The organism is Pontibacter chitinilyticus (genome assembly GCF_039748935.1).
In the GTDB taxonomy this organism is placed as follows: Bacteria; Bacteroidota; Bacteroidia; order Cytophagales; family Hymenobacteraceae; genus Pontibacter; species Pontibacter chitinilyticus.
On record NZ_JBDIZJ010000021.1, the window covers coordinates 11,847 to 33,058 of the forward strand.

18 protein-coding genes are annotated in these 21,212 nt (G+C 51.8%); 6 read left to right on the forward strand and 12 right to left on the reverse strand.

Annotation, left to right across the window (positions count from 1 at the left end; translation table 11 throughout):
- Positions 1 to 184 precede the first annotated feature (184 nt).
- From ABDW72_RS20050 to ABDW72_RS20070, 5 genes are all read left to right on the forward strand, one after another.
- Positions 185 to 721, forward strand: coding sequence for a hypothetical protein (locus tag ABDW72_RS20050; RefSeq protein ID WP_347160416.1), 537 nt, complete (start codon positions 185 to 187; stop codon positions 719 to 721).
- A 97-nt stretch (positions 722 to 818) separates the two neighbouring features.
- Positions 819 to 1,904, forward strand: coding sequence for a M4 family metallopeptidase (locus tag ABDW72_RS20055; protein WP_347160417.1), 1,086 nt, complete (start codon positions 819 to 821; stop codon positions 1,902 to 1,904).
- 29 nt (positions 1,905 to 1,933) lie between these two features.
- Complete coding sequence (locus ABDW72_RS20060; protein ID WP_347160418.1) at positions 1,934 to 2,251, forward strand: protealysin inhibitor emfourin; 318 nt, start codon at positions 1,934 to 1,936, stop codon at positions 2,249 to 2,251.
- A 41-nt stretch (positions 2,252 to 2,292) separates the two neighbouring features.
- On the forward strand, positions 2,293 to 2,604 hold the full coding sequence (locus ABDW72_RS20065; RefSeq protein ID WP_347160419.1) for a hypothetical protein: 312 nt from the start codon (positions 2,293 to 2,295) through the stop codon (positions 2,602 to 2,604).
- On the forward strand, positions 2,601 to 3,611 hold the full coding sequence (locus ABDW72_RS20070) for a hypothetical protein (RefSeq protein ID WP_347160420.1): 1,011 nt from the start codon (positions 2,601 to 2,603) through the stop codon (positions 3,609 to 3,611). Before ABDW72_RS20065 ends, ABDW72_RS20070 begins: the two co-directional genes overlap by 4 nt.
- Before the next feature lie 27 nt (positions 3,612 to 3,638).
- Here the strand turns inward: ABDW72_RS20070 and ABDW72_RS20075 are convergent, their stop codons facing one another.
- From ABDW72_RS20075 to ABDW72_RS20130, 12 genes are all read right to left on the reverse strand, one after another.
- Positions 3,639 to 4,799, reverse strand: coding sequence for a glycoside hydrolase family 43 protein (locus tag ABDW72_RS20075; RefSeq protein ID WP_347160421.1), 1,161 nt, complete (start codon positions 4,797 to 4,799; stop codon positions 3,639 to 3,641).
- Between the two features lie 12 nt (positions 4,800 to 4,811).
- The gene (gene lacZ / locus ABDW72_RS20080) at positions 4,812 to 7,934 is read right to left on the reverse strand and encodes a beta-galactosidase, LacZ type (protein ID WP_347160423.1); all 3,123 of its coding nucleotides are present in this window, start codon (positions 7,932 to 7,934) and stop codon (positions 4,812 to 4,814) included.
- An 82-nt stretch (positions 7,935 to 8,016) separates the two neighbouring features.
- On the reverse strand, positions 8,017 to 9,423 hold the full coding sequence (locus tag ABDW72_RS20085; protein ID WP_347160424.1) for an alpha-L-fucosidase: 1,407 nt from the start codon (positions 9,421 to 9,423) through the stop codon (positions 8,017 to 8,019).
- 79 nt (positions 9,424 to 9,502) lie between these two features.
- Positions 9,503 to 10,282, reverse strand: a complete 780-nt coding sequence (locus ABDW72_RS20090; RefSeq protein ID WP_347160425.1) for an L-fucose dehydrogenase — start codon at positions 10,280 to 10,282, stop codon at positions 9,503 to 9,505.
- 10 nt (positions 10,283 to 10,292) lie between these two features.
- The gene (locus tag ABDW72_RS20095; RefSeq protein WP_347160427.1) at positions 10,293 to 11,126 is read right to left on the reverse strand and encodes an amidohydrolase family protein; all 834 of its coding nucleotides are present in this window, start codon (positions 11,124 to 11,126) and stop codon (positions 10,293 to 10,295) included.
- Entirely contained in the window at positions 11,119 to 11,970 is an 852-nt protein-coding gene (locus ABDW72_RS20100) for a fumarylacetoacetate hydrolase family protein (protein ID WP_347160429.1), read from the reverse strand. Before ABDW72_RS20100 ends, ABDW72_RS20095 begins: the two co-directional genes overlap by 8 nt.
- Before the next feature lie 44 nt (positions 11,971 to 12,014).
- A complete protein-coding gene (locus tag ABDW72_RS20105; protein ID WP_347160430.1) occupies positions 12,015 to 12,779 on the reverse strand; it encodes an SDR family NAD(P)-dependent oxidoreductase in 765 nt (254 codons plus the stop codon).
- Positions 12,780 to 12,864: 85 nt separating this feature from the next.
- Entirely contained in the window at positions 12,865 to 14,202 is a 1,338-nt protein-coding gene (fucP, locus tag ABDW72_RS20110; RefSeq protein WP_347160431.1) for an L-fucose:H+ symporter permease, read from the reverse strand.
- A 251-nt stretch (positions 14,203 to 14,453) separates the two neighbouring features.
- A complete protein-coding gene (locus ABDW72_RS20115; protein ID WP_347160432.1) occupies positions 14,454 to 16,877 on the reverse strand; it encodes a glycoside hydrolase family 95 protein in 2,424 nt (807 codons plus the stop codon).
- A 134-nt stretch (positions 16,878 to 17,011) separates the two neighbouring features.
- Positions 17,012 to 18,031 (reverse strand): zinc-binding alcohol dehydrogenase family protein, encoded by a 1,020-nt coding sequence (locus tag ABDW72_RS20120; RefSeq protein WP_347160433.1) that lies wholly within the window; start codon positions 18,029 to 18,031, stop codon positions 17,012 to 17,014.
- A gap of 46 nt (positions 18,032 to 18,077) precedes the next feature.
- Positions 18,078 to 18,407 carry an L-rhamnose mutarotase gene (locus tag ABDW72_RS20125; protein WP_347160434.1) on the reverse strand — a complete coding sequence of 110 codons (330 nt, stop codon included), beginning with the start codon at positions 18,405 to 18,407 and terminating at the stop codon, positions 18,078 to 18,080.
- Positions 18,408 to 18,531: 124 nt separating this feature from the next.
- Positions 18,532 to 19,326: an SGNH/GDSL hydrolase family protein gene (locus ABDW72_RS20130; protein WP_347160435.1), complete on the reverse strand. Its 795-nt coding sequence runs from the start codon at positions 19,324 to 19,326 to the stop codon at positions 18,532 to 18,534.
- Positions 19,327 to 19,809: 483 nt separating this feature from the next.
- Here ABDW72_RS20130 and ABDW72_RS20135 point away from each other — a divergent pair, with 483 nt between their 5' ends.
- Positions 19,810 to 21,063 (forward strand): ROK family transcriptional regulator, encoded by a 1,254-nt coding sequence (locus ABDW72_RS20135; RefSeq protein WP_347160436.1) that lies wholly within the window; start codon positions 19,810 to 19,812, stop codon positions 21,061 to 21,063.
- Positions 21,064 to 21,212: the final 149 nt, after the last annotated feature.

Below are 21,212 nucleotides of genomic sequence, written 5' to 3' on the forward strand. Positions count from 1 at the left end.
TGCGATGAATTGAGACTAGCTTCAGGTTAAAACAGCAAGTATAAAATCAACCTAAATTGTATACCAACTACCGGAGAAATAGTATAAGAAGAAAACTGCAGAACAGTAGCCAGCCATGTGTTGCCGGTAGCCATTCACATACTTTCTGCCATGCTTAAAACGACACCCTCCTATCAAGTTGCATATGGAAAAACTCAACAAAGGCCTCCTGACTGTTTCCGTTCTTATCCTGCTCTTAGGTACTTTTCTGCTGCTCTCAGGTGAACTGGCCCTCCGCCGAAATCATATCCTCTCTCCTATTGCCCGTTATCACATGGAAAGAGGCATTCCGATCAAAACTCCTGGCACGGACAGCGCCTTCAGGGAAGACCTGAAGGCGAACCGCGATTCTGCTTACCCTTACTTCCTGCTGGGTGCCGGCCTTTTGGTGCTGACGCTGCTGCTGCCCCGCCTCGCAGAGTTTTCCTTTTCGCCGACCAGCGGCCTCTCTGTTAAAGTACTGCACGAGGCAAAAGAAGCTATAAGAGAAGCAACAGCTACGGCACAGGCCATTGCCCTGAAAAGCAGGCCACCTGCGGGAGAGCCACAAGCACGGGAAGGATTCCTGCGCCCCGAGCCAGACCTGCAGGATGAAGTAAAAAAGCTGGAGGAAAACCTCATCCGGCTCAACACCTATACCGATCTTCTGGACAAAATGAGCAACACGAAAAATAAAGGCTAGCACAGGAAAACACCCTAAACCAAATGGTCTGAAAAGAGTACTTAATAACGTTATCTACCTGATTAATACTTGTTTTAAACCTACAACCCAGTAGCGCATGTGTCAGCAAAATCACCCCCGCCACACCATCTTCTGTATTCTGCCCCCTTACCTCCTGCGCAACATCGCCCAAAATGGCAGCAAGGAGCAACGCGATATGGCTTTGGATGCCCTTAGTGGTGATATGACGTTCCGGAACCTGAGAGCAGGTGCCATACTTTCTGTAGATCTGCTGCGGAAAAAGCCTTTAGCTTACATGCTGGCCGGCGATAAACAACGTACCATCTACAATGCGAACGGCAGCCAGAACCTGCCCGGCACCTTGGTACGTGCTGAAGGCGGTGAGCCCACCGGCGATCCGGCCGTGGACGAAGCGTATGACGGACTGGGCGCCACCTATGATTTCTACTGGCAGCTGTTTAAGCGCAACTCGATAGATGATGAAGGCCTGCCACTAATCGGTACAGTACACTTTGGCGACAAGTACTCAAATGCTTTCTGGGATGGACAGCGGATGGTTTTCGGCGATGGCGATGGGCAGCTTTTCAACCGGTTTACAACTTCGCTGGATGTGATTGCCCACGAACTGACGCATGGCGTCACCGAAGATGAGAGCCAGCTTTTATACTCCGGCCAGTCGGGGGCTTTGAACGAATCGGTATCGGATGTCTTTGGCTCACTCGTGAAACAGTATACCCTGAATCAAACTGCCGATGAGGCCGACTGGCTGATTGGGGCGGAATTATTCACAGACAAAGTGCAGGGAAGCGGTGGCAACAAGGCAGCCATCCGGTCGATGAAAGATCCGGGCAGCGCCTACGATGACCCGGTGCTGGGCAAAGACCCGCAGCCCAAGCACATGGATAATTTCGTGAACACTTTCGAAGATAACGGCGGTGTGCACATTAACTCCGGCATCCCCAACCATGCCTTTTACCTGGCAGCCACCAGCATTGGCGGCAACGCCTGGGAAAAAGCAGGACGCGTGTGGTATGCTACCCTGCTGGACCCAAAACTGAAGCCGAACGCCAAGTTCCAGCAATTTGCAGAGCTCACGATCGAAAACGCGAAACGCTATGAGGTAGAAAAAGAAGTGCGGGAAGCCTGGGAGCAGGTTGGTATTACGTCTCCCGTTCCCGCTTAAATGCGCCCATACTTATAACAGTAGCTTTTATGAAAATTTATTTCAAACCTGAAGGAGGATTTGGTTTTTTCCCGGGGTTAAACACGCCCCTGGAACTGAACAGCGACACACTGCCGGCAGAAGAAGCTGCACACGTAAAGCAACTGATTAACGAAGCGGGCTTTTTTACCTTGCCCAGCCAGCCTGAAACGCCGGCTCAAGGAGCGGATATGAAAACATATATGATCAAAATAGAAGACAGCGCCCGGGAACACTGGATTCAGGTATCCGATCACAACGCGGACCCCTGCCTGCAAGACCTGGTTTCTTATTTAAGCAACAAACAACGGGAATATTGCGTCCGCTAAAACAGCAGCATCAAGTATAAGTATAAGCGAGGGCATCCGATATGGCAAAAAACTACAAGATAAATGTGGAACTGAGTACAGAGGCAACACTACAGCTGTTTATGCTGGAAGGCTATGCGCTGGCGCTCACCCGCACCCTCGACAACGTGTACCGCATTGCGGTCAGTGATTTCCCGATTGCGGGCGACCTGGACTATTACGTGCATTGCACCGGCTGGAACAAAACGCCCTGGTCGCTGAAAATACTGGTAGACGACAAGGATGTAACACCGGAGCCAGTGAAAGGCCAGATCTTGAAAGGCTATTCTGCCGTGAGGGGAAGTATAAAAATGGAAGGCGCAGCAACGGCATGAAGCAGTTCTATTATACGTTGCTCGTGCTCCTGGCTGGAGCACTGCAGGCGCAGGCGCAAACCTTCAAGCCGATCTTTGAGGATGGCGATGGTCGTACGGCCATTATCGCGCCGCTGGGCTATTTTGGCGTCAACACCGAAAACAGCAGCCTTCAGTTTCAGTATTTCTTTTCGAAGTCTGCTTCGCCACATCCGCTTAATGCCTCTCTTATCAAGCGCAACCGCTTTTACTGGGGCGTAAAGGTAGCAGGGGCAGCTTCGGGCGGCTTATCCAACCTGTTCAGCTACGGGAGTTTTACGCCCGGCACTTCTGCAAGTTTGTATTTAGGACACCGCTCACTGCTCTTCAAGGCAATCGACATCCATGGTGCTCCGGTACTGCACGGCGCCAAACAAGTGGCCATCGAGGACTGGCTGACGCTTCGGCTGGGAGGACAGGCCGCCAGGTATACTTTGTATGATCCGGCCAAACCCTTCAATGAACAAGTATTCAGTGAGCGGTTTCGGGGTTATATTGCCCAGCTGGCTTATACTGTCCTGATCAGCGGCGCTACTTCGGTGGGTGCCTCCTGGGATGTCTCCAGGGTGAACAACATTGAAGAACTAAGCCCCATTAAATTCCGGCAGCAAATGATCACCACCAGCCCTAACGGACAAACGACCCGCATTTCAGAGAAAGAGATCAACGCTTATGCCGGCGCATACGCAACCACTGTCGTGAATACCTATGGCCTGGATGCGGTACATTATTTCACGCCACCATCGGAAATCAACTATGCGCTCCACCTGTTCGGCAGAATGATGCATTCTGATGATCCGACGGTTTACCAGGCGGGCGTGGGCTTTTACCTATTCCCGAAAGGGAAAGTGGCCGGCGGCGTGTTTGTACAGTCCAGTGATCTGAGTAATGCCATCTCCGATACGCCGGAATTTGCAAAGCGCCTGGACATGGGGCTGACCGTTAAGTTCCTGCTGCCTGGTTTAGGAGTGCCTCAGTTGGGAGAGTAGAAAAGTATATTGGCAAGGCTTCAACTTTTACTTCTGCCCTGTTGCAGTGCCTGCCTTTTGCTTATCGAAAGCCGATAGCTTCCACTCGTCCTGCCAGCGTAGCACCGGCTTGCCGTCCTCGAACAACAGCGGCAGCCAGACGTAGCGGCCGTCGATGGCATTCTTCGGGCGCCACTGATCGGCCATAAAAATGAAGGCATTCTTTTTCCCCTGCACCGGCAGCACATAGGTACTTTGCGCTCCGAAGGTCGTGTTCTTTTCCGCCTCCGTTCCCCGCACAGGATTGCCTAACTCTTTCCAACCGCTCATCATGTGGTCGCTCACCGCCGAGCGTGCCGCGTTAGGGTCCCATCCTGTTAGCCCCGAGGTGATCATGTAGTACTTGCCATCTTTCTTGAAAACGGCCGGGGCTTCATTCTTTCCTCCAGGAAATACGCGGACATACTCCTCTGTAAACCCCAGATAGTCATCGGTCAGTTTGCTGATCTGTAGCGTCCTGTTTTCTTCTGAGGCAGTAATATGGTAGGCGGTGCCGTCATCGTCCACAAACAGCGTCATGTCCCGGGACATCTGCCCGCCCTCAAAATCCCGTTGCAGAAAGGCACCGGCTGCCACCTTCTGCTCCCATGCCGGATCATCTTTGGCAACCGTAATGGGCACTGTTTTATGCGCCTCAATAGCATTAACGGGCCATATGCCGGCGTGCGGGCGCAGGCTTTTCAGGTACGTATAAGGGCCGGTGGGTTTGTCTGCCACGGCCACAGCCGTACGTGCGGCACTATACCCCTGCCCCTTTAGTTCCAGGTGGAACCACATCACAAACTTGCCGGTCTTCTGGTTATAGATGACCTTGGGCCGCTCGATTACGCTGCCTTTGGTGATCTCAGAAGTAGTGTCTTCCGCTACTTTTAAAGCAATCCCTTCGTTCTTCCAGTTATAAAGGTCATCCGAAGAGTAGCAACTGACACCAACCATCGCTTTATTCCCTTGCGGCCCGGCCACTTTGTGCTCTCCAAACCAGTAGTACCTGCCGTTGTAGTATAAAATGCCACCGCCATGCGCGTTGATGTGGGTACCCTCCGTATCGGGCCATAGTTGGCCGGGCTTAAACGAGCTATTGCGCTGCGCCTGCACTATTTGTGCGGCACAGAGCAATAGAAGTACAAACAGGCTGATGTACAATTTCATAGCCATCCGTTTTTACAAGTTCTCCTTCCCAGAAGCCGGCCGGATGGTATAAGTATAAGTATACTTTTTATCCAGGAGGCGGTAAGGCTCGTGCGGCAGGGCGCCCCAGCTGTTATCGCCGCCTACACCGCGCTGTTTCAGGTCCACGTGCAGGTATACCCTATCCTGGTGCCGGATATCGGTCGGGTGTTGCTGCTTTTTGCTTAAGCCCGGGTCCAGCGCCTCGTCGGGTACATCCAGTGCGCTGAAGCTAAGCGGCTGCGCCCCTTCTACCTCCAGCCCTTGCCCGGCTTCGTTCGTCAGTCGCAGCCAGCGCACGTCGGTGTGGTTGCCGCTTTCCTGCGGACGAATATAATTTGCCGTGAACTGGTTCTCTACACTATCCTGATACAATCCGACAAACGAAGCAGTTTTGCGGTCGCTGTAGTTCTCCCAAGGGCCGCGGCCGTAGTAGCTCAGGTGGTCGTACTCGCCCGGCAACACCATGCGCATGCCAAAACGTGGCAGCTCCGGCAGATCGCGGCCGGTCATATCAATGGAGGCCGTTACAGCAATAGAACCATCGTTCTGAATCAGGTACTTTACGGTATAAGGCACGTTGATGTCGCTGAGTTCATACTGCACTTCTATTGGCAGCCCCTGCACCGTTTTCTGCCCCACGTCCACTTTCTTTACCAGTCGATTTGTGTGCGCATTCCGCCATATGCCCAGCTTCTGCGGCATGCCGTTACCAAAGTCGTTATCGGTGGGAGCACGCCAGAAGTATGGCTCCGGGAAGTAGTCGATAATGCGCTCCCCGCCTTTGCTGTACGACACAAAACGGCCCTCTTTGGTGTTAAAGCTGCCAGAAACGGCGCCGGACGTAAACTTCAGCATGTCGCCATCTTTGGTGACGCTTAGCTCGCCTTTCTCCGGTGAAGAGGCGAAGTATTTGCCGTTGCTGAGGGAGAACTGCTCACGCGCCACTTCATGACCCGCCGGAATAAGTTCAGAGGCATTTTTAGTATAGGCGTATACATTCAGGAAATATTCTTCCCCATCTTTCGCCTTCACCGATGGCAGTTTCAGTTTAAGTTCTTTCTGCTGATGCGGCGCCACATTCACGCTGAAGTTATCCTGTTTCTGCAACGCACCATTTTTGTACAGCTCCCACTTAAAGCCATACTGGTCCAGGTTGGTGAAGTCAAACTCGTTCTTTACCGTAATAGTGCCCTTATCCAGGTCCTTTGCATCGAAGAGGATATTCTGGTAGTACTTTTTCACCTCGTATAGCCCCGGATGTGGCGTGCGGTCGGCAGCAACCAGGCCGTTGGCGTTAAAGTTTTCGTCGTTCTGGAAGTTATAGCCGCCCAGGTCACCGCCATAGGCAAAGAACGGTTTTCCTTCCTCATTCGTAGTTTTGATGCCCTGGTCTACCCAATCCCATATAAAGCCGCCCTGCATTTTGGGCGAGCTGCGAATAATATCCCAGTACTCTTTAAAGTTACCATTGCTGTTGCCCATCGCATGCGAATACTCGCACATGATGAACGGCCGCTGTTTGTCTGACGCAGCGTAGGATTTCATGTAGTCGATACCCGGATACATTGGGCAAACAATATCCGTGTCCCAGTCTTCGCCGGCCTGCTCAAACTGCACCGGGCGGGTGGTGTCGCGCTCCTTCATCCACTTGTAAGCATCGTGGAACACCGGACCGTTGCCCGTTTCGTTGCCCATGCTCCAGATGATAACCGACGGGTGGTTCTTGTCGCGCTCTACCAGCTGGTGAATGCGCTCCATGTACGCCGGTGCCCACTGCGGCAGATAGGCCGGGTGCTTCGATTTGTCGAACGGCCCCGGCATTGAGCCCATGCCGTGCGTTTCGATGTTGGCCTCATCCACCAAATAGATGCCATACTCGTCGCAGAGCTTGTACCAGGTGGGGTCGTTGGGGTAGTGGCTGGTGCGCACGGCGTTAATGTTGAATAGCTTCATCAACTGAATGTCGCGCAGCATGGACTCGCGGCTGATGGTGTGGCCGGTCACCGGATCGTGCTCGTGGCGGTCAACGCCTTTCACAAGTATAGGCATGCCGTTCACCAGCAGCTGTGCGTTCTTAATTTCTACTGTTCTAAACCCGACTCTGCTGCTTGTAACAGCCACCGTTTTACCGCTGGCGTCTTTCAGGGTGATAATGCAGTCGTAGAGGTTGGGATACTCGGCGCTCCACTGCTGAACATTCTTTAAAGTACCGCTGAAGAGAACTTCCCCGGCACCGGCCGAAGCGCTTTTCTCCTGGGCGTATACTTTCCTGTTTTTGTTGTCGTAAAGCTCCACGGCTACAGTGGCTTTGTCAGGAGCGCTTTTGTCGAACTGGCGCAGGTTAACAGTAGCCTTAAAAAGGCCGTCTTTATACTTGCTGTCCAGGTCTCCCTTCAGGAAAAAGTCCCACACGCTTAGCTCCGGCATCGCCTCTAAGTATACGTCGCGTTCAATACCGCTCAGGCGCCAGAAGTCCTGGTCCTCCAGGTAGCTGCCGTCGTGCCAGCGGTATACCTGCACCGTCAGCTGGTTGTCGCCCTTCTTCAGCGCTTTGGTGATGTTGAATTCTGCCGGCACCTTGGCTGTCTTGCTCATGCCCACTTTCTGGCCGTTTACAAATACCTGCGCGTAGCCCGAAATAGAGCCGAAGTGCAGCAGCACCTCCTTGCCATTCCAGTTGGCGGGCACCGAGAAGGTACGGCGGTAGGTGCCTACCGGGTCGTAATTGTTATCTACGTAGGGCGGGTTGGCCGGAAAAGGGTAAATGATATTTGTATAGATGGGGATGCCAAACCCCTGCAGTTCCCAGTTAGAAGGCACCGGTATTGCCTTCCATTGGCTGTCGTCAAGGTTCGGGTTAGAAAAATTCTGCGGAACATCGGCTGGTTTCTTCACAAAAGAGAATTTCCAGGTGCCGTTCAGCGATTGGTAATAGGGCGAGGCGCTGTAGTCGTCTTTCCGGGCGGCTTGCGCATTATCGTAGAGCATAAAGGTTGCATGTGGCTTCTCCTTATTGAAGCTCAGTACCTCTGGGTTCTCCCACTCGTTCTTTGCCTGCTGCGCCAACAGCGCCTGCGACCACAGCAGGCATCCTAGTATTAAAATCTTCCGCATAGGTTCTTCTATTAAAATTGAAATTACTCTATTTAAAACACAACGCATTCTGATTTAGCGGGTGTAACGATACTTCTCCTATTCACCGAAAATTATCAATCTTGAACACCCAGGCATATTGGCAGGGCATGTTACCGGGATTGAGGGCCGGCGGCGTCAGGGTGATTTTATTGCCTTTTGCCGTATATTTTACCGGCTTGTCTGCTCCCAGCAGACTTACTTTGCCTGCTTTCCGGACACCGTTTATGGTAAGCGGCGTTTGTGGCCACTCCGTGCATAGCACGTACAAGTCGTCTCCTTTCACAGTAAAGAAGGTGTTTTGCCCAGTCTGTTGTTTCGGCATGTCCTGCCAGGCATCGGTTCCATAGATGGCTTCGCCGTTTACGTTCAGCCAGGCGCCCATATCCAGCAAGCGCTCCTGCATAATAACCGGAATAAGGCCGTCTGCCCGGGGGCCAATATCCAGCAAAAGGTTGCCGCCGTTGCTTACTTTATTAATCAGCAGGTCGATGAGCTGCTTGGAGGTGAAATAGTCTATAGCCGTTTCAAAGCGGTTGTAGCCATACGAGGTTCCGATGCCCCTGCTCTCTTCCCAAGGGTGCTGCGCTTTATCGCCGATGCCCTTTTTATCATGCACCAGATCATATTCGGTCGTATAATAGCCGCCGTGTTTGCTCCTGGTCTCTTTTCCCCACCTGTCGTTTACGGCGACGGTATTTTTCACCGGCGACTCATTATAAAGCCAGGCCAGGAACTGCTCGCTCCGGAGGCTATCGCTGGAATAGTCCCACTCTCCGTCCGCAAAGATCACCTCGGGCTTGTAGCGCGTCACCAGGTCTTTCAGCTGCGGAATCATGTGCTCGGTTGTCCAGCGGTCGATGGTAGCAGATTTGTACAGCGGATGGTTCCACTCCAGCAAAGAATAGTATAACCCCATGTGCAGCCCTTGCTTCCGAACAGCTTCTGTCAGTTCCTCAATAATATCGCGGTGCGGCCCGATTTCAACGCTGTTCCATTTGGGGCTCTGCGCACTGGGCCACAGGCAAAAGCCATCGTGGTGTTTGGAGGTCAGGACCACGTATTTGGCGCCGGACTTCTCAAACAGTGCGGCCCAGTCGGCTGGGTTAAAATATTCTGCCTTAAACAGAGGGGCGAAGTCCTGGTAGGTAAAGTTTTCTCCGAAGTAGCGCTTGTGGTGCGCCATAAACAGTGGATTTTTCGTGAGCAGCCGGTTCTCGTAGTGCTCCGCATACTTTTCGTATACCCCCTCCACCTCTTTAACAGGAGCATAGGCCGGCACTGCATACACGCCCCAGTGGATGAAGATGCCGAATTTGGCATCCGACCACCAGTCCGGTGTGGGCCGCTTGTCCAACGACTCCCATGCGGGCTCATAGGTCTGCGCCTGCAACCGTATACTCGCCAGAAAGAGAAAAAAGAGGGCGCATGCTAGTTTGATGGCGCCTCCTTCAAAACCAAACTTTTTCATAGAGCTTTGCCTCTGAGCTATAATTAAAAAGCATTTTTAACGGAGAAAGTCCAATGCCTCCGGCGAACGATCCAGCAAATTAGAGCGCGCGGTCTAAGTGCACGTAGCCGCCATCCACATGTATGAGCTGCCCGGTAGTATGACTCGACCGGGGCGAGAGCAGGAACACGACCATGTTGGCAATTTCTTCGCAGGTTGTCATGCGCTTTTCCAGCGGAATTTTGTTAACGATCGCCTGTAGTTTGGCTTCCGGCTCTTCGAAGGTACTGATCCAGGACTGATACAGGGGCGTCCAGGCCTCGGCGACAATCACGGCGTTGACCCGGATACTGTAGGGCAGCAACTCTACCGCCCACTCGCGGGTAAGCGCATTGCGCCCGCCGTTAGCTGCCGCATAAGCCGACGTTCCTCCCTGCCCTGTTTCCGCTGTTTTGGAGCCGATGTTTACAATCGCCCCTTTCGAGGCCTTTAAAGCCGGCAAGGCATGATGCGCGAGCAAATAATAATGTACCACATTTTTGTGGAGAGAGGCGATAAACTGCTCATAGTTGCCCTTCTCCAATCCTACCCCATCGTTTACGCCGGCATTATTTACCAGCCCGTCAATGCGGCCAAACTCCTGCAGTACCGCCTGCACGGCTTGCTCACAGGCGGCGGGCTCTGTTAGCTCGGCCACCACCTGAAAAGCTTTTCCGCCCCTGCCCTCGATGTCGGCCACCACCTGGCGGTTGTCCTGTTCGTTGCGGCTCACAATCACCGGTATCGCGCCCTCCGCCGCCAGCACCTGCACGATGCCTTCCCCGATGCCTTTTGCGCCACCCGAAACGATGATTACTTTATCCCGAAGTTGTAGGTCCATAAGGATTGCGTTAAGATAAGTTGTAAAAAGTGGCCGCGTTGCCTCCAAAGAGCTGCGCCTGCTCGTGCTGACTAAAGGAGGCGAAGTACTCCTCCACGATACCCATCACCTCCGCGTAACTGGCTGCTACCAGGCATACCGGCCAGTCGGAGCCATATAGCAGCCGTTCTGTGCCGAAAGCCTCTACCAGTGTATCCAGGTAAGGTATAAAATCCTTTTTTTCCCAGTTCTTCCAGTCGGCTTCCGTTACCATGCCCGATACTTTGCAGCAGACGTTTTCATGGGCTCCAAGCGCCAGTATGTCTTTCTGCCACGCTTCCACCTCCTGCGTTTTGATGTGGGGTTTGGCCAGGTGATCCAGCACGAAAGGCTGGTCCGGAAATGCGCTGACAAGCTCTGTAGTATACGCCAGCTGGTCGGGGTAAATTAAAATATCATACGTATAGCCATGCTTGCGAAGCTGCTGTATTCCCCTTTTGAATTCAGGCCGCAGCATAATGGCTGTATCCGGGTGCCCTTGTAGCACATAACGAAAACCTTTTAGCTTTTGGAACTGGCTATAGTAGGCCAGGCGCTCCGCCACATCTTCGGCCAGAAAATCTACCCAGCCGACTACCCCTTTTATAAAATCGTGTTGTGCCGCCTGCTCCAGCAGAAAGTCATTCTCCTTCTCCGGCTGTGCCGACTGCACCAGCACACAACCGTCAAAGTCGTGTTGCTGCAGTAGCGGCTGCAGATCTTCCGGCAGAAAATCCCGCCGGATAGCGGCCATCTCTGCCGTAATCCAGCTGTCGCGCTCCGAGTTATACTTCCAGAAATGCTGATGCGCGTCGATCTTAAGCATAGGCTTTGACGATTTGCCGAGAGGTGCCCAGTCCCTCAATGCCCAGTTCTACCACATCGCCTTCTTTCAGGTATACTGGTGGTTTCATGCCCAGGCCCACCCCGGCAGGCGTTCCGGTGGTGATGATGTCGCCCGGCAGCAGGGTCATGAACTGACTTACATAGGAAATCAGAAACGGTATCTGAAAGATCAGGTTAGCGGTGGTGCCATCCTGCATGGTTTCGCCGTTCACGGTTAGCCAGAGGCGCAGGTTGTTGATGTCCTGCAGTTCGTCGGGCGTAGCCAGGAAAGGCCCGACGGGTGCAAAGGTATCATTGCTTTTGCCTTTCACCCACTGCCCGCCGCGCTCCAGCTGAAAGCCGCGTTCGCTGTAGTCGTTGTGCAGCACGTAGCCTGCTACATACTTCAGGGCGTCTTCTTCCGCCACATAGCTCGCTTTTTTACCGATAACAACGGCCAGTTCTACTTCCCAGTCCAGCTTTTCGGCGTTTTTCGGGATGATGACCGCATCGTTTGGTCCGCAGAGGGCCGAGGTGGCTTTAAAGAAAAGAATCGGCTCTTCGGGCACCTTCGCGTTTGTCTCGCTGGCGTGGTCGGCATAGTTCAGGCCGATGCACACGATCTTGGACGGACGTGCCACAGCAGGCCCCAGGCGGACGCCGGAAGGAATTAACTGGAGCCGCGTTTTATTCTGCTGCACGTAAGCTTGCAATCGCTCCAGGCCATTGTTTTCAAAAAAAGCCTCATTGTAATCCTCACCCATACCGGAGGCATCGTACCACGCATCATTCAGGATAATACCGGCTTTCTCCTGCCCCGGCTCGCCAAATCGGAATAATTTCATAGTTGCTTGTTTGCTAAGTATAAAGTTGAGCGGTCATGTACCGTTTAGTTGTTCAGGTGAATGAAACCGCCATCAATCGGGTAGTCCGTGCCGGTAATAAAAGCTGCTTCGTCGGAACTTAAAAAGAGGGCCAGGGCCGCTACTTCCTCAGGCTCAGCCATACGCCCGATGGGTTGCGTTTTCGACAGTTTCTCGAACATCTCCTGCTCTTTGCCCGGATAGTTTTTAGAAATGAAGCCATCGACAAAGGGCGTATGCACCCGCGCCGGCGAAATACTGTTACAGCGAATGTTGGCCGCCAGGTAATCTTTAGCGACCGATAAGGTCATAGCATAAATGGCGCCTTTGCTCATGGAGTAGGCAAAGCGGTCCGGTATGCCTACATGCGAGGCAATGGATGCCAGATTCACAATAGCGCCTCCGCCGTTCGCCTTCATTTGCACGACAGCTGCCAGCAGGCAATTATAAGCGCCTTTCACATTTACCTGGTAGATCCGGTCCATATCTTCTTCTGAGGTATGCTCGAGGTTGCCCACGTGCGCAATGCCGGCGTTGTTGATCAGTATATTTACCTGCGGGATAGATGCGAACACCGCTTTCACCATGTCCTGCTTGCTAACGTCGCATTGATGGGCGACAGCGGTGCCTCCGGCGGCTTTGATTTCGGCAATCGTCTCCTCAGCGACTTCCTGCTGTAGCTCCAGCACGTGCACCTCGGCACCTTGTGCCGCAAAAGCAATGGAGATAGCTTTCCCGATGCCGCTTCCGCCGCCCGTTACCACGGCTGTTTTTCCTGTCAGTTTGAACATCTTATACTTCTTAAGTTAGTTGCTGGCTTTCTATTGGTCAAGTGCGCCGCAACACCTTTTATGTTGATTCCTGAATGACGCGCTATTATACCGCCCGGATGCTATGCTCGCCCGAAGCAACTTCTGCTTTTCCCCCGTGGTGTACACTGGCAGCGGGCTGAAGTTTTCCTTCTGTAAGGGCATACAGGGCAATAATGATAAAACACACCAGCGGAACATAGAATGCCAGGTTAATATCTTGTGTCAGATCGGAAATATGCCCCTGCACCGCAGTTAAAACAGCCCCGCCAAGTATGGCCATGATCAGGCCTGAACCTCCTATCTTCGTATCATTCCCAAGGCCGCGCACCCCAATTCCATAAATAGTAGGGAACATCAGCGACATACAGCCTGAGATACCAACCAAGGCATACACCCCCACATACCCGGTGCCATAAATAACGATCAGGGTACAAACAGCGGCGGCTACCGCTGTGAGCAGCAGCAACGTTTTAGGTTTGATATACTTCATGAGGGCGGTAAAAATAAAGCGGCAGGCCATAAACAGAATCAAAGCAGCCATATAGTAGTTGGAAGCCTCGTCTTCGTTCAGCCGCAGCTCCTGCATAACATACCGGATCGTATAGGACCATACGCCAATCTGGGCGCCGACATAAAAGAACTGTGCGACGACGGCCCATACGTAATGCGGTGTTTTGATCAGCCGTTTGAAAGTGGGGCCCAGATCCAGTTCTGTGCCGGCATCAGACGCCTTGGGCATTTTGGTGAACTTAACCACCACCCACAGCAGCACCAGGAAAACAGCGACCCCTACATACGGCCCCATCACTGCCCGTAACTCTTCTGATTGGATGGTGGCCAGTTGTGCCTTGTTCATCTGCGCCCGCTCCGCTGCGCTAGAAAGGTTTAAATGAGAAAGTATAAATACCTTGCTCAGCAACACTCCTGTAATAGAACCAATAGGGTTGAAAGACTGTGCTAAGTTCAACCGCCTGGTTCCCGTATCTTCCGGCCCCATCGCGACGATGTAAGGGTTGGAGGCAGTTTCCAGGATAGATAGACCGCCGGCTAACACATAAAGCGCTACCAGAAAGTGCCCGTAGACCATGGTGATGCTGGCCGGGTAAAAAAGCAGCGACCCCAACACGAATAGCCCTAACCCAACCAGCACGCCTGTTTTATAAGTATACTTCTTAATCAAAATAGCAGCAGGTAAGGCCAGGCAAAAGTAAGAGCCATAGAACGCCATCTGAATCCAGGAAGTCTGAAAATCCGACATGCTCATGATCCGTTTGAAAGCCGCCAGAAGCGTATCGGTCATGTTGTTGGCCAGGCCCCACAAAAAGAAAAGACTGGTGATGAGCAGAAAAGGCCAGATGTTACCTGCCTTTATCAGGGGGAGCTTGTTGGTGTCTGCGGCCATAGTTTCTATGTTTTCAGAAATTGATCATGTTGCTCAGTAAACATGCTGCTCTGGCCTGAACAGCCAGCGTGCAGTACCCTTAAACTCCCTGACAAAAGGCAGTAGTTGTCAGATCTTCCATTCAGCACCGCCACCTGCCTGCTCTGCCATAGCTTAAATATAGCAAAGTATAGCAGAAGTTGCCAGGTAAAGTACATGGACTACTCTGAAAGTATACAGAAACGGAAGCTGCTGTCTTGCCCGCTAAATCATCAGATAATAAGCGAACTGTTGAGCTTTTTCACCTCACCAGGCTTTAGCTGCAGCTCCACTGTTTTGTCGCCATACCTGACTTTGGTAGCCGTACCGTTGCTGCTGCGGATGCGCGCCGATACCAGCCTGTGATCCTTCCACTCCATGTCTACTTCAAAACCGCCTCTTGCCCGCAGGCCTGTTATTTTGCCATCCTTCCAGTTATCCGGCAAAGCGGGTAAGAGATGAATAAACCCGGCCTGACTTTGCAGCAGCATCTCCCCGATGCCGGAGGTACCGCCGAAGTTACCGTCTATCTGAAAAGGTGGATGGGCGCAGAACAGGTTGGCGTAAGAGCCGCCGCCTTCTGCATAGTTGGTTCCTTCCACTCCGGTCAGGTGCAGCAGGTTGCGGAGCAGTTTGTAGGCGTGGTTGCCATCGTGCAGGCGCGCCCAAAAGTTAATCTTCCAGGCAATGCTCCAACCCGTGCCGGCATCCCCCCTTAACTCAAGGGTCTTGCGGGCAGCCTGGGCTAGTTCAGGCGTGGTGATCGGCGAGATCTCCCGGCCCGGATGCAACCCGAACAAATGAGACACGTGGCGGTGGTGCGGGTCAGCTTCATCCCAGTCTTTGTACCATTCCTGCAGGTTTCCCTTCTTCCCTATTTGCAGCGGAAAGAGCTTGCTCCTTTTCTCAGCGATCAGCTTCCTGAACTCCGGATCAGTATTCAATATTTCGGACGCTTCAATCACGTTGGTAAACAGATCCCAGATGATCTCCATGTCCATAGTAGAAGCCACCGAAATACTGCCCTGCTCACCTTTATCCGTAATAAAAACGTTTTCAGGCGAAGAAGACGGTGCCGTGACCAGGTAGCCATTCTTATCTTCCACCAGCCAATCCAGGCAAAACACAGCCGCTTCTTTCATGAGCGGATAAGCGGTTTTCGCCAGGAACTCCCGGTCGCCGGTATAGCTGTAATGCTCCCACAGGTGCTGGCTTAACCAGGGGCTGCCCATAGCCCAGTTGGCCCAGGTAGGACTGCCTTTGCCCAGATTGCCCACCGGGTTAGATGTAGCCCAAATGTCGGAGTTATGATGCACTGCCCAGCCTTTGGCATTGTAAAAATTCTGAGCTGTTTGCCTGCCCGTTACCGCCAGGTGCTGAATGAACTCCAGTAAAGGCTGGTGCATTTCTGAAAGGTTCACCATTTCAGCGGGCCAGTAATTCATCTGCACATTGATGTTGGTGGTAAAGTTACTGCTCCACGGCGCCCGCAGGATAGGGTTCCAGATGCCTTGCAAATTTGCCGGGATACCGCCGGGCCGGGAACAAGAGAGCAGCAAATAACGGCCATACTGGAAGTATAAAGCTTCCAGCGCCGGATCATCGGCTCCATCAGCATAGCGCATCAGCCGCTCCAGCATCGGCAGCTTTACCTCCGGGTTATGGTTCAACGAAAAGCTTACCCGGTTAAAATAGTGCTGGTAATCTTTTACATGGGCTTTCTTTATACTAGCATAGCTTTTCCGGAAGGCTGCATTTAAGTAGGATTGTGCAAGGGCCGATTCATCTTTGCCATCTTTGTCGGGGCAGGTATCAAAACCGTTAAAACTGGTGGCGGCCGAAATATACAGCACGACTTCCGTCGCACCCGTCACGTGTAAGCCCGCCTGATCGGTGGTTACTTTACCGTCCTTATTTTTTGCTTTGATGCGCAGCTCATACCGCATTCCCCGGCACTGGTCCGTATCATCGTAAATAACCGGCGGGGCGTTGTCATTCACATAGTTGGGGTCCACATGCGAAGGCGCTTCTCCGCGCATCACGAGCTCGTTTGATGCGCCTACAATATTTTTAAAGCGGAGCTGGCTTTTGGTAGAAGCGTCAAAATTCAGTTTGCCTTTTTTATCTGCAGTAAGCTTTATTACAATAACCTGGTCGGGCGCCGACGCTAATACCTCGCGGGTATACTGGGTTCCTCCTATTTTGAAGCGGGTTACCGTTGTGGCATTGGCAATATCAAGGTCGCGGTAGTAGTCTGTGGGTTCTCCGGTAAAGGGCTGCCTGATGACCAGGTCACCTAAAGGCATGTAAGACTCAGTATACAAACCCTGGATCTTCCGGCAAAGCGCTTCGGCCGTTTTATAGTCTTCCCTGAACAGGGCTTCTCTTATATGAGGTAAATACGTTGGCGCTTCGGGGTTAGGGTTCAGGTTGGCAGGACCACCGGACCACAATGTTTCTTCGTTCAGATGAATGAGCTCTTCGTTTACCCGGCCATAAATCATGGCTCCCAGCCGGCCATTCCCCAATGGTAAGGCATCAGTCCAAATCTTTGCCGGCTGCTTGTACCAGAGCCTGAGGTCCTGTTGGGCAGCTGCACTTGTGCAGGATAAAACAAGTATAAGGAATGAAAGAAGGTATACTTTAAGTTGATTCATCTGTTCTTGTTTTCAGTAAATGTTCTGCCCATTGTTAAAATAGTAATCCGGGTAAATGTAATGCGAACGTCACCGCAAGGAAGTATGAATTCATTAAAAGAAATATACTTAATTTATACTTCAGTTTGGTCCTCTTAGTCTCCCAGCTCCACCATGGCTTTGATAACGCCATTGGCAGGATCAAGCCAGCTGGCAAAGGTCTCCTTCACCTCGTAGAATGGCACGCTGTGGGTGATGTAAGTTGTGGGGTCAAGCTTGCCACTTTTCATGGCGGCAATCACATGTTCGAAATCTGCGCGGGTAGCGTTCCGGCTGCTCATCAGGGTCGCTTCCCGCATGTGAAACTCCGGATGGCTTACGCATATTTCTCCTTTGTGCAAACCCACCAGCACATACCTACCCCCATGCGCCATGTACTCAAACCCCTTGTTTATAGCCGCATGGCTCCCGGTAGCATCAATCACGACGGTAGGCATGTCGCCCTTCGTTAGCTCTCTTAATTTTTCCGGCACATCCGTTGTCGCAGCATTTATAGTATAATCCATGTGTAGTTTAGCTTTGCAAAAGGCCAGCCGCGACTCGTTTATGTCCAGCGCAATAACGTGGGCACCGGCAATGCGGGCAAACGCCATAATCCCTAAACCAATTGGACCAGCACCCACTACTAAGACATACTCGCCTGGCTGCACATTGGCGCGTCGTACGCCGTGGGCGCCTATAGCCAATGGCTCCACCAAAGCAAGGGCCTCATACCCCAGCCCTTCTCCGTGCACCAGCGCATACGAAGGAACAGCGATATATTCGGCCATGCCCCCGTCTACATGCACCCCACATACCTGAATGCTGCTACAGCAGTTGGGCTTTCCAGAGCGGCAGGCAATGCAGGTACCGCAATTAAAGTATGGGATGAAGGTGACTGCCTCGCCTACCTCAAACCCGGGCGCATCATCAAACGCCACCAACTCGCCCGAGAGCTCGTGGCCCAGTATGCGGGGATAGCTGAAATAGGGTTGCGTGCCTTCAAAGGCGTGCAGGTCGGTGCCACAGATACCAATGCGTTTGATCTTCAGGATGGCTTTGCCCTGGCTGACCACCGGCTTTTCTTTCTGGCTGTAGTCAAGCACGCCGGGCGTGGTACACACAAGTGTCTTCATATAGGTATAAAGATAAGGGGCCTGAAGCGTGTCTGCGCTTCCTGTTTTATACTTGAAAGATCTTCTCCATCAGCATCCATTTCTCTCCCGCCCTGGCCCAGGGGAGCGGCTGCTGAAATTTCCACATGAGCGTTTCCCATGCCTGCACTTCCGGGTTGGCTTTGTCCATGGCTGCCTTTCTTTCAAAGCTAAAAGTTTCATCCGTGTCCATGAGCATAAACAGGCGGTTTTCCAGCCGGTAAATTTCCATGTTCGTGATACCGGCGTCCAAAATGCTTTTTTTTACCGCTGCGCTTACATTTTGGTGCCACTGCTCATACGCCGCTATCAGTTCCGGGTCGTCTTTTAAATCAAGTGCTAAACAGTATCTTTTCATGTTCTGTCTGATTTGATGAGCCATTGTTATACTCCGGCAACACCAGCAATTGCTACAGGTGCGGGACAGTTGTGAACAGCCCTGGCTGTAGAGCAAATATCCGGAGCAAAGGCTTTTGTTTGCGTTAGTTTGTAGCTGAGCTATGGATGAACGGCAGCCTTTTGCTTACTTGCCGAATCCATTCCCGCGCCATGAGCTCATGCCCGGCAGGCATCGGGTGGATGCCGTCCCAGATCCAGTATTCAGCGGGCGCTTTTGCCTGGGCTTGGTCAAAGGCGCTTTGAAACGGTACATACACGGCATCATACGCTGTTGCCAGGCGCTTTACCACTGCCTGCCGCTTTTTAACTTCCTCTGAATAGGCTTCCCATTTATCTTTCACATTCCCGACCGGCAGTATGAAGGGCTCGCAAAGCACAAATTGCACCTGTGGCAACTGCTTTTTTGTTTGTTCTAATAAAGCCCGATACCCCTGCTCATACGCTGCAACGGTAAAGCTTTTATCCCCGTTGATCTGAGCCGACACATCATTTATACCGATCAGGATGCTGAGCAGATCAGGTTTTAGGTCCAGCGTATCGGTTTGCCAACGGGCCGCTAGATCGGGCACCGTGTTCCCGCTAATGCCGCGGTTAAAGAAGTGAAACCCTTTTTCAGGATATTCATACCCTAGCTTACAGGCTGTTATATACTGGTAGCCGTGCCCCATCACATGGTTCCAGTCGTTGTTGCGGCTTCTGTTGCCATCGGTAATGGAGTCTCCCTGAAACAGAAAGGTAAAGCCTTCGCCCGCTTTACTTTTGCTGCTTGTAGCAGATGGAGTTGCCTGCAAAAGCTGTGGAACCAGCACAGCGGCAGCTCCCATGGCGGAAACATGCTTTAGAAAACTTCTACGATCATTTGCGGGCTTGTCCTTCATCTGTTACAATAATCGGGGAAAACATAGCTGCTTTAAAAGGTACCTTCTATTTAAGAATTTACCTGTCATGATGCTTTTCAATATAGCCTTTTATTCCGACAGGCTTTCTACAACGGCTGCTATTCCATGGCTGCAAAAGGAATAAAAGAACAAAACCAGCTCAGCCAGGCATCTGTGCTTGATCTTAAATAGGATAGATAAAAAGAGGTTTATACGTTGCAGCTCCATGGCACCACAGAATCATACTTCTTGTTTCTTTCGATCCGCTACTTTTTAAGCTGCACTACAAGTATAAAGGTGCTCTTGCAAGTATAGCCACTGCAGCGCTTTAATATTAAAATCTTTACTGCTATTTTATCACTCTACCTCTACTTCATGCCTAACTAAGTTTCAAATCTTTTATAAAAATTTTATTAAAGTATTTGGCTTTAACGAAAATTATTTCTTCATTTATAAGACTTATCCTAAATCGCTACAAAAGAAATGCGCCCATTACTGGAGATTGAACCGACATACCTGGAAGGGCTCAACAACATCGAGCGGAAAAAACATCTCCTTAAAATACGTATTATCAAGTATTTATACACCAAAGGGCCTAAGGCGAACGCAGACATCTGCCACCGCCTCAAGATCAGCTCTCCTACTTCTATGGGACTGATCAATGAGCTGGCAGCCGAAGGCCTGGTGGAGAAGCAGGGACGGGGTAAATCGGTGGGAGGAAGAAAGCCTGACCTGTACGGACTGAAGGAAAACTCACTGTTTGTACTCAGCATTGAGATGGGCCGCTTCAAAACCCGAATGGCGCTTTTCGACAGCAACAGCAACAGCATTGCCGATATACAATCCTTCCCTATCCACCTCACCAAAGACCTCAGTGCTGTAGAGGAACTCTATGCGTATGCGCAAAGCCTGATTCTCACTTCTGGCATAGATCCGGATAAATTAATGGGTATTGGTATCAGCATGCCCGGACTGGTAGCATCCAAAGAAGGGAACAACTATACGTACCTGCTCACCCAAAGCGAAACGGCTTCGCTGCAGCACCTGCTGGAGCTCAAATTCAACAAGCCTGTTTACATACAAAATGACGTTAAGAGCGCCACGCTGGCTGAATACCGGTTTGGGCTTGCTTACGGCAGAAGAGATGTGCTGGTGCTCTCGATGGATTGGGGCATCGGCCTCGGCATTATTATGGATGGCAAACTTCGGAATGGCACCACGGGGTTTTCAGGTGAATTCGGCCACATTCCGCTGATCGATGGCGGCGTTTTGTGCCATTGCGGAAAACGAGGCTGCCTGGAGACAGTTGCCTCCGGCACTGCGCTGGCTGAGATGGCCAAAGAAGGTATCAGAGCGGGGCAGAGTTCCACCCTGAACGCTTTATCCGACAAGGAGATAGAACAGATAGAACCGCAAACTATTATAGATGCTGCCAACCAGGGAGATCAGTTTGCCATCAGTATTCTATCGGAAATCGGGATGAAACTGGGAAAAGGGATCGCGATCCTAATCCAGCTGTTTAACCCGGAACTCATCATACTTGGGGGCAAGATGGCCGAAGCGAAACAATACATCACCATTCCGATACAGCATTCTATCAACACCTACTGCATGACGCAACTGCGGGAAAGGACCGGTATTGCCTTGTCTCAGTTAGGAGAGAATGCAGGCATCATGGGCTCTGTTGCCACCGTGATGGAAAACATCTTTGAAAGTTTCCTGGAATCCGAACGATAGGTGCAGCGGCATCTTCTTCTCTCGAAAGTTTTGAAACCTTACAGCATATTTCTGGCCATAAAACATTAACACTATGTCGCGATTAAATTTACTGGAAGAGACGCGTTACGAGAAGCTGCCGGTGCGGGTGTTTGCCGATGCAGAGCAGG